This window comes from Azospirillum sp. VT-I1 (genome assembly GCF_055698305.1).
In genome coordinates this window covers 2001180-2010000 of the sequence record NZ_CP168800.1, presented here as the reverse complement: position 1 = coordinate 2010000, position 8821 = coordinate 2001180, and the positions used below count along the sequence as shown (strand labels likewise).

At 68.7% G+C, this 8821-nt stretch carries 9 protein-coding genes (1 of these 9 running past the window's edge); 5 read left to right on the top strand and 4 right to left on the bottom strand.

What is annotated here, in order from left to right:
* Both motA and AB8P05_RS09715 read right to left on the bottom strand, forming a co-directional pair.
* Positions 1 to 687, bottom strand: partial view of a flagellar motor stator protein MotA gene (motA, locus tag AB8P05_RS09720; RefSeq protein ID WP_472757779.1) — the 5' portion only. It extends 174 nt beyond the left edge of the window; 687 of the gene's 861 nt are visible here — the first part of the coding sequence; the start codon lies at positions 685 to 687; its stop codon lies beyond the left edge, outside the window.
* A 341-nt stretch (positions 688 to 1028) separates the two neighbouring features.
* A complete protein-coding gene (locus AB8P05_RS09715; protein ID WP_472757778.1) occupies positions 1029 to 1412 on the bottom strand; it encodes a hypothetical protein in 384 nt (127 codons plus the stop codon).
* A gap of 411 nt (positions 1413 to 1823) precedes the next feature.
* Here AB8P05_RS09715 and AB8P05_RS09710 point away from each other — a divergent pair, with 411 nt between their 5' ends.
* Positions 1824 to 2429: a glutathione peroxidase gene (locus tag AB8P05_RS09710; RefSeq protein WP_472757777.1), complete on the top strand. Its 606-nt coding sequence runs from the start codon at positions 1824 to 1826 to the stop codon at positions 2427 to 2429.
* 24 nt (positions 2430 to 2453) lie between these two features.
* Here AB8P05_RS09710 and ccmB read toward each other — a convergent pair whose 3' ends face one another.
* Complete coding sequence (gene ccmB / locus AB8P05_RS09705) at positions 2454 to 3119, bottom strand: heme exporter protein CcmB (RefSeq protein WP_014249273.1); 666 nt, start codon at positions 3117 to 3119, stop codon at positions 2454 to 2456.
* A complete protein-coding gene (gene ccmA / locus AB8P05_RS09700) occupies positions 3116 to 3814 on the bottom strand; it encodes a heme ABC exporter ATP-binding protein CcmA (RefSeq protein ID WP_472757776.1) in 699 nt (232 codons plus the stop codon). The genes ccmB and ccmA overlap by 4 nt, the downstream gene beginning before the upstream one ends.
* Positions 3815 to 4382: 568 nt before the next feature.
* On the opposite strand from ccmA, the gene AB8P05_RS09695 reads away from it, so the two are divergent.
* The 4 genes from AB8P05_RS09695 (at position 4383) to AB8P05_RS09680 (ending at position 8821) form a co-directional block, all read left to right on the top strand.
* Positions 4383 to 6074 carry a putative transporter gene (locus AB8P05_RS09695; RefSeq protein WP_472757775.1) on the top strand — a complete coding sequence of 564 codons (1692 nt, stop codon included), beginning with the start codon at positions 4383 to 4385 and terminating at the stop codon, positions 6072 to 6074.
* Positions 6075 to 6211: 137 nt separating this feature from the next.
* Positions 6212 to 7018 carry an ABC transporter ATP-binding protein gene (locus AB8P05_RS09690; protein WP_472757774.1) on the top strand — a complete coding sequence of 269 codons (807 nt, stop codon included), beginning with the start codon at positions 6212 to 6214 and terminating at the stop codon, positions 7016 to 7018.
* 86 nt (positions 7019 to 7104) lie between these two features.
* Entirely contained in the window at positions 7105 to 7956 is an 852-nt protein-coding gene (locus AB8P05_RS09685) for a lysine/arginine/ornithine ABC transporter substrate-binding protein (protein WP_455172982.1), read from the top strand.
* Between the two features lie 160 nt (positions 7957 to 8116).
* Complete coding sequence (locus tag AB8P05_RS09680; protein WP_014249266.1) at positions 8117 to 8821, top strand: ABC transporter permease; 705 nt, start codon at positions 8117 to 8119, stop codon at positions 8819 to 8821.

Below are 8821 nucleotides of genomic sequence, written 5' to 3'. Positions count from 1 at the left end.
ATTCTTCAGGCCGCTGGCGATGGGGGCGAGGAAGCCGTAGGCGACCAGAATGCCGGTGAAGGTGCCGACCAGCGCGCCGCCGATCAGCTTGCCCAGCACCTCCGGCGGTTCGGTGATCGAGCCCATGGTGTGGATCACGCCCAGCACCGCGGCGACGATGCCCAGCGCCGGCACCGCGTCGGCCACCGCCTGGATGGCGTCGGCGATGCGCTGGTGTTCGTGGTGCATCGTCTCGATGTCCTCGTCCATCAGGTCGACCAGCTCGTGCGGATTGTCGGCGCCCAGCGACATCAGACGCAGATAGGTGCAGAGGAAGGCGATGGCGTGGTGGTCGCCGTAGAATTTCGGGAACTGCTGGAACAGCGGCGAGTCCTCCGGCTTTTCGATGTGCTGTTCCAACGCCAGCAGGCCCTTGGTCTTCGCGATCTTGAAGACCTGATACATCATGGTGAGGACCTCCAGGAAGTCCTCCTTCTTGTATTTCGGACCTTTGAAGAGGTGGCCCAGCTCCTTGCCGGTGTGGGTGACCACGGACTTCGGATTGGCGATGAAGAACGCCCCGGCCGCCGATCCGAGAATGATCATGAACTCGAACGGCATCCACAGCACGCCCATGTGGCCGCCGCCGAGGATGTAGCCGCCGAACACGCTGACCACCACGATGACCAACCCGATGATCACGAACATTCGGTCTTCTCCCTACCCCTACCCGCCACGGACCGCGGGACTCATCCGACCGACAGAAGGCCGGAGATCGGTTGAGTTTCCGTGAATCACCCGAACGGCCTACCGCCTTCGCGACAGGCCGCGCGATCCTACCGGTGCGGATGGGTCCTGTCACGAAGGGACTGGCGGTCCAGGCTTTTCAAGCCTTGCGGACCGGAGGATGGGCGGAGGCGGGGTGCCGGAACGGACCGGGGCCAAGGGCGAAGCGACAGGGAGGACACAGGATGGTCACAGCCCGGATGCGGAGCGCCCCAGCCGCCGGACATGACCGGGTAGCCGGAGCGCTCAAAGAATAAGGATCGTTATCGAAGCGGAATGTTCATCTGGACGCTGACGCCCGGCGGCGGGGGCGGCGGGGCGTAGACGACGGCGGGCGGCGCATAGGAGGGCGCATAGACCACGCGCGGCGGAGGCGGCGGCGCGGGAACCACGACAACCGGCGGCGGCGCGCCATAGATGACAACCGGGCCGTCGTCATGGTGGTGGTGCTTCTTCTTGTGCTTGTGATGGCCCCAGGCATGGCCGCGGCCATGTTCCCCCGGATCGGCGAAGGACGGCGTCGCCAGCGCGGCGCCGAGCAGCAGGACGGCAGCGGCGGCGCCGGCCGTCCTGGCAGCGGCGCGGGCCACGCGGCGCACGGCCATCTCCGGCTTGCGGGGGTGCTGCATGGTGGCTCCGGCGTTCATCGGCCTGTTCTCCTCGGATGGGCTTGCGTCGGCTGGGTGTTGACGGTGGCGTGGGGCGGGGACAAGGACGGGGCGGAAGGCCGCGTACCCATTTCGATGGGATAGACTCTTATGCTCAGGCTCAGGCTGGACCGGGTGAGACATTTTTCGGGCGCTGTCCGGCGAAAGGGAGAGGCGGACGGCGGCGTGGTCCCCGCGCATCCTTACCTATGAAGCTGTTGTTCGGGGTGTGATGTCGCTACCCATCCGGTGGGGGTAGGACGGATGCGACGGGCGCGTGCCCAGCCGTTTTCCACCGTCCGCTTGATCCGGTAGGCGCCGGAGCGCGTATGAGGCATCGTATTCGAGGATGTCGCCGTCCGCCGCGATGACGACTCCGCCCATGTCGACCCCAGCCGCCGAGCCGCACCGATGACCGTCCGGACCCGCCTTCGCACCGTTGTACTGGCCGCCATCCCTGCCGCCCTGGCGGCGATCTTCTCCACGACGGGAGCCACCAACGCCATGGCCGCCAGCAGCGCACCCAACGCCTACGGCTTCACCTTCCAGGGCATCGACGGACAGCCGCTGCCGCTGTCGCAGTTCGCGGGCAAGGCGATCCTGGTGGTCAACACCGCCTCGCAATGCGGGTTCACCGGGCAATACAAGGGGCTGCAGGCGCTATGGCAGCGCTACCGCGACCGCGGTCTGGTGGTGGTCGGCGTGCCGTCCGACGACTTCGGCGGGCAGGAGCCGGGGAACGCGAGCCAGATCAAGGATTTCTGCGAGGTCAACTATCAGGTCGACTTCCCGATGACCGACAAGACGGTGGTGTCGGGCGACAACGCTCACCCCTTCTACCGCTGGGCGTCGGACGAGATGGGCTTCCTCGCCAAGCCGCGCTGGAACTTCCACAAGTATCTGGTCGGGCCGGACGGCAAGCTGGTGTCCTGGTTCTCCACCATGACCGACCCAGAGTCGGACAAGGTGCGCGAGGCGATCGAGGCGCTGCTGCCGGAGAAGGCGCCGAAGTCGTAGGGGTGGAACGACGCGGCCCCTCCCCTACTCCACCGCCTGACGCAGGGCCGCGGCGCCGGCCCACGGGGCGAGCGGCAGGGCGGCGGCGAGGATACCGGCGAGCAGCAGCAGGTGCGGGCGCGGGGTCAGGCTGTTGATGGCGGCGTCGATGGCGCCGGCGCCGAAGATCAGCACCGGGATGTAGAGCGGCAGGATCAGCAGCGACAGCAGAACGCCGCCGCGCCGGGCCCCCAGGGTCAGCGCGGCGCCGATGGACCCGATCAGGCTGAGGATCGGCGTGCCCAGCGTCAGCGTCAGCACCAGAACGCCGAAGCCCTGCGCATCCATGTTCAGCAGAACCGCCAGCAGCGGGGCGGCGACGATCAGCGGCACGCCGGTCACCAGCCAGTGGGCCAGCGTCTTCGCCAGCACCGCGGCCTCCAGCGGCAGGGAGGACAGCGACAGAAGCTCCAGCGAGCCGTCCTCGTAATCGGTCTGGAACAGCCGCTCCAGCGACAGCAGCGAGGCGAGCAGCGCCGCCACCCAGATCACGCCGGCGGCGATGCGGGCGAGGATGTTCGGCTCCGGCCCGACGCCGAAGGGGAACAGCACCACGCACAGCACGAAGAACATCACAGCGATGGTGGCGTCGGACCCCTGGCGCAGGGCCAGCCGCAGATCGCGCGCCACAAGGCGCAGGAAACGGCTCATCGCACGGCCCCCTCTTCCTGAAATTCTTCGTCGCCGCCCTCTTCGTCGCCACCCTCTTCGTTGTCCGCGTAGGGGGTGAAGTCGTCCAGATGCAATTCCTCGCCGCCAGGGGTGGCGATGTCGGTGTGGGTGGACAGCACCACCATGCCGCCCTGGGCGCGGTGTTCGGCGATCAGCCCCTCGAACAGGGCGATGGCGGCACGGTCGAGCGCCACGGTCGGCTCGTCCAGCAGCCACAAGGTGGCCGGTGCGGCAAGCAGCCGCGCCAAATTGAGCCGGCGCTTCTGCCCGGCCGACAGGTAGCGGCCCGGCACCCCGGCGATGTGCGGCACCCCCAGCCGGTCGAGCGCCGCCCGCGCATTGGCGGCCGGATCGGCGGCCCCGGCCAGCGCCGCCCAGAAGGCAAGGTTCTCCGCCGCCGTCAGCACCGGCTTCACCGCGTCCAGATGGCCGACATACTGCACCCGCGCCCGGTGGCCGTCGGGATCCTCGGCGACCGACACCCCGTCCCAGCCGAGCGTGCCGCGCAGCGGCTTCAGCAGGCCGGCCATCACCCGCAGCAGGCTGGACTTGCCGCTGCCGTTGGGGCCGAGCAGCACCAGGGCGCCGCCGGGGGCGATGCGGAACTCCAGCCCGGTGAAGACCAGCCGGTCGCCACGCAGGCAGGTCAGCTCGGATCCGGCGAAGACGGGCATGGGGACGGGTCGCGCTTCCGGTTGAGGGAGGCGCTGCTATAGCACAGGGCGGGGGAAAAGCCGGAACAAGAATGGCGTCGCGGTGCCGCATCCCGAGTGACGGCGATGGCCGCGCAAAAGAAAAGGCCACCGCGAGGGGGTTCTCGCGATGGCCGCGCGTCAGGCCGGGTCCGGCCAGACGATGCTCGGTGGAACGGCGCCCGTTCGTCGCTGCGGTGGCGTTAGGGGGGACGCCGATGCGCGCGACCTGCGTCGCCGGTTGCTTGAGATAAGGTCTATAGGGAGAAAGTGGCAAAATTTGGATGGAGTTCGAGCAATCGGACGTTGTCCTGCGGCAACCGGGCGGCCTCGCAGCGCTGCGCTCCCATGCGCGGGATGCAGCGCCGGACTGCCGGAAACGGCGGGACTAAAGCCGGACCGCTTGTTCTGAATCAAAGCCTTACCCCGGCGCCCTGCCGCATCGTGGCGCCGGCGCTCCCCCGTCCGAAGGCGAGGCGCGGCTTTCCCGGAGCCCTTCCGGGGCTTGGCCCCGCCCTGCCCCAATCCTGTTCAGCAAGCGAGTCCTCCCATGTCGGCCTTCTCCTCGGCCTTCGCAGACATCCTCCAGGCCATGCCGCCGATCGCGCGGGTGGTCCTCATGCTCGGCCTCGTGTCGGCGGCGGGCGTGGCGCTCGGCCACATCAAGATCCGGGGGGTCGGGCTGGGCATCGGCGGCGTGCTGTTCTCCGGCATCGCCGGCGGCCACATCGCCAAGCAGGCGGGCATCACCTTCAACCCGGAGATGATGGACTTCATCCGCGATTTCGGGTTGATCCTGTTCGTCTACACCATCGGCATCCAGGTCGGCCCCGGCTTCTTCGCGGCGTTGCGCCGCACCGGGCTGGCGCTGAACGGGCTGGCGCTGCTGATGGTGGGGTCCAGCATCCTGCTGACCGCGGCGCTGGTGTCGTCGGGGGCGCTGTCGCTGGGCTCCTCGCTGGGGGTGTTCGCCGGTGCCGTGACCAACGCCCCGGCGCTCGCCGCCACCCAGCAGGTCCTGACGGAGGTCGGGGCCGACGCGGCGGTGATGGCCCTGCCCGGCCTTGCCTTCGCCGTCACCTATCCCTTCGGCATCGCCGGCAACCTGCTGGCGATGGCCGCCGTCCGCATCCTGTTCCGCATCGACCCGGAGGCGGAGGCCGCCCGCTTCGAGGAATGCCGCCGCGCCGAGGTGTCGACGTTGGAGACGATGGATCTGGCCGTGCGCAACCCGGAACTGGCGGGCAAGGCGCTCGGCTCCATCGCCCTGCTGTGCGGGCAGGGTGTGGTCGCCTCGCGCCTGCTGTGCGACGGCAAGCTCTGCGTCCCGCACGACGACACCCGGCTGAAGCTGGGCGACGTGCTGCATGTGGTCGGGCCGCGGCAGAAGCTGGAGGAGGTGCGGGCGCTGCTGGGGCAGGAGTTCGACCGGCCGCTGACCACCAAGGGCACCGACCTGAAATGGGAGCGCATCGTCGTCACCAGCAACGCGGTGCTGGGCAAGTCCATCGCGGCGCTGAACCTGCAGGACGCCCATGACGTGGTGGTCAGCCGCGTCAACCGGTCGGGCGTGGAGCTGGTGCCGACCCCGGCGCTGAAGCTGCAGTTCGGCGACATCCTGACGGTGATCGGCCGGCCGGACAGCCTCGCCGCCGTCGGGCAGGTGTTCGGCAACTCCGCCCGCAAGCTGCAGCAGGTGGAGATGATCCCGCTGTTCCTGGGGATCGCGCTGGGGGCGGCGCTGGGCGCCATCCCGATCTTCCTGCCGGGGATGCCGGCGCCGCTGCGCCTCGGCCTTGCCGGCGGGCCGCTGATCGTGGCGCTGATCCTGGGCCGCGTCGGCCATGTCGGGCCGCTGGTGTGGTTCATGCCGCCCGCCGCCAACCTGGCGCTGCGCGAGATCGGCATCGTCCTGTTCCTGGCCGTGCTGGGCATCGCGTCGGGCGACCGCTTCGTCGCCACGCTGGCCAGCGGCGCCGGATGGCCCTGGATGATGTGGGGCGTGCTGGTGACGCTGGTGCCGCTGCTGCTGGTCGGGCTGATCGCGCGCGGGCTGATGAAGCTGAACTTCCTGACCATCTGCGGCGTGCTGGCCGGCGCCCAGACCAACCCGCCGGGGCTGGCCTACGCCAACGCGCTGGTCGCGTCGGAGGCTCCGGCCCTGGCCTATGCCACGGTCTATCCGCTGGCGATGTGCCTTCGCATCCTGGGGCCGCAGATTCTGGTACTATTGTTGTGGTGACGCACGATTTTCCGACACAAGCGGCACAACGTGCGCGGCGTGTGAAATCCGCGTTGCGGAACGCCCACGCGCCGGTCTAGCCTGTGCCGCAATGGTCAGACCATAACCACGTCCCACAACCCTGCCGGTTCCCACGCATGCATCGACATCCGCCCGTCAGCGACTCCGCACCCGCCGCCGTCGTCGTGGAGGATTTGCACAAGCGGTTCGGCGAGCTGGAGGTGCTGAAGGGCGTGTCGCTGACCGCGCGCGAGGGCGACGTCATCACGCTGATCGGCTCGTCGGGCTCGGGCAAGAGCACGCTTCTGCGCTGCATCAACATGCTGGAGATCCCGGACGACGGGCGCGTCGTCATCGGCGGCGAGGCCATCGGGCTGAAGAAGACGCGCCGCGGCACCACAATCCCCGCCGACACCCGTCAGGTGGAGCGCATCCGCACCAGCCTCGGCATGGTGTTCCAGAGCTTCAACCTCTGGACCCACATGACGATCCTGGAAAACGTGATCGAGGCGCCGGTGCATGTCCTTGGCGTGCCGAAGGCGGAAGCCGTCGACCGCGCTCGCGGGCTGCTGGACAAGGTCGGCATCCTGAGCAAGGCCGACAGCTACCCGGTCCAGCTGTCCGGCGGGCAGCAGCAGCGCGCGGCCATCGCGCGGGCGCTCGCCATGCAGCCGAAGGTGATGCTGTTCGACGAGCCGACCTCGGCACTCGACCCCGAGCTGGTCGGCGAGGTCCTGCGCGTCATCCGCCAGCTGGCGGACGAAGGCAGCACGATGATCCTGGTGACGCACGAGATGGGCTTCGCCCGCGAAGTGGCGTCCAAGGTGGTTTTCCTGCACCAGGGGCGGATCGAGGAGGAGGGGTCACCCGACAAGGTGCTGACCGACCCCGACTCGGACCGGGTGCGGCAGTTCCTCTCGCGCCATCTGTCCGGCGCGGCGTGAGGGGACGGGGCAGAGGGCAGGACCGGACCGTCAGAAACAGCCCGGCCGCCGAAAAGGGCGGAAGAACGGGCGAACCGAACAGAGGAGTGTGTGCGTTGAAGAAGATCGTTTCGGCCCTGGCGCTGGGCGCCATGATGGCTGTGGCCGCGGCGGGCGCCGCCGGCGCCAAGGAATGGAAGACGGTCCGCATCGGCAGCGAGGGCGCCTATCCTCCGTGGAACGCCACCGACACCTCGGGCAAGCTGATCGGCTTCGAGGTCGACCTCGCGAACGACCTGTGCAAGCGCATGAAGGTCACCTGCGAGTTCGTCGCCCAGGACTGGGACGGCATCATCCCGGCCCTGCAGCAGGGCAAGTACGACGCCATCATGTCGGCGATGACCATCACCGGCGAGCGCAAGAAGGTCATCGACTTCTCGGCCCCCTACGGCACCGAGCCGTCGGTCTTCGCCGTGCTGACCGACTCGCCGCTGGCCAAGGCGCTGAACCTCGGCGCCGACCGCGTCGACCTGAACGACCAGGCCAAGGCCAAGCCGGTGCTGGACAAGCTGGCCGAAGCGCTGAAGGGCAAGTCCGTCGGCGTCCAGGTGTCGACCATCCAGGCCGACTTCATGGACAAGCATCTGTCGAAGGTGACCATGCGCACCTACGACAAGATCGACAATGCCGGGATCGACCTGAACTCCGGCCGCGTCGACGCCATGTTCGGCGACCGTTCGGTGGTCGAGGCGGTGCTGAAGGCGACGCCGGGCAAGATGGTCCTCGTCGGACCGAACTTCATCGGCGGCGTGATCGGCGAGGGCATGGGCGTCGGCCTGCGCAAGGACACCGCCGACCTGAAGGCGATGTTCGACAAGGCCATCGGCGAGGCTCTGAAGGACGGCACCGTCAAGAAGCTGAGCACCCAGCATTTCGGCTACGACATCTCCCCCAAGTAAGACGATCACGTAAGGCGGACCTCCGGTCCGCCCATCCGATCGGAACGGCGCCCGGCGGCCTTCGCGGCAACCGGGCGCCGTTCGTTCCCTGATCGCCGTTAGCTGACCCCGTACGGCCGGCCCTCCACGCCGCGCCCGGCGGGCCTTACCGGGCGTGCCAATGCTGGAACTCCTTTCCTTCGGTCCCAACGGCTGGGGCGGACAGCTTCTGATGGGAACCGCGATGACGGTCGCGGTCGCCGTGTCGGCCTTCGCCTTCGGCATCCTCGTCGGGTCGCTCGGCGCCTCCGCCAAGCTCAGCCATTCCCTGGCGCTGAACGTGGTGGCCGACATCTACACCACGGTCGTCCGCGGCATCCCCGAACTGCTGGTCATCTATCTGCTGTTCTTCGGCGGCAGCAGCGTCGCCACCTCCATCGCCGCCGCCTTCGGCTATGACGGGCGGGTCGACCTGAACGCCTTCACCATCGGCGTGCTGGCGGTCGGCCTGATCTCCGGCGCCTATTCGACGGAGGTGATCCGCGGCGCCGTGCAGTCCGTCCCCTTCGGCCAGATCGAGGCGGCGCGTGCCTGCGGGATGAGCCGCTGGCTGATCCTGCGCCGGGTGCTGGTGCCGCAGACGCTGCGCTTCGCCCTGCCCGGCCTGGGCAATGTCTGGCAGCTGACGCTGAAGGATACGGCGCTGGTGTCGGTGACGGCCTTGGCCGAGCTGATGCGGGTGACCCATCTGGCGGCCGGCGCCACGCGCCAGCCCTTCCTGTTCTACGGGACCGCCGCCGTGCTGTACCTGCTGCTGACCACCGTTTCGACGGCGCTGTTCAACCGCGCCGAAATCTCCGCCAACCGCGGCGTCCGGAGGGCATGA

Coding starts and splice junctions, on each gene's coding strand:
- ccmA (WP_472757776.1), bottom strand. CDS start 3,814: ATGCCCGTCTTCGCCGGATCCGAGCTGACCTGCCTGCGTGGCGACCGG.
- AB8P05_RS09680 (WP_014249266.1), top strand. CDS start 8,117: ATGCTGGAACTCCTTTCCTTCGGTCCCAACGGCTGGGGCGGACAGCTT.
- AB8P05_RS09690 (WP_472757774.1), top strand. CDS start 6,212: ATGCATCGACATCCGCCCGTCAGCGACTCCGCACCCGCCGCCGTCGTC.
- AB8P05_RS09695 (WP_472757775.1), top strand. CDS start 4,383: ATGTCGGCCTTCTCCTCGGCCTTCGCAGACATCCTCCAGGCCATGCCG.
- AB8P05_RS09715 (WP_472757778.1), bottom strand. CDS start 1,412: ATGAACGCCGGAGCCACCATGCAGCACCCCCGCAAGCCGGAGATGGCC.
- ccmB (WP_014249273.1), bottom strand. CDS start 3,119: ATGAGCCGTTTCCTGCGCCTTGTGGCGCGCGATCTGCGGCTGGCCCTG.
- AB8P05_RS09710 (WP_472757777.1), top strand. CDS start 1,824: ATGACCGTCCGGACCCGCCTTCGCACCGTTGTACTGGCCGCCATCCCT.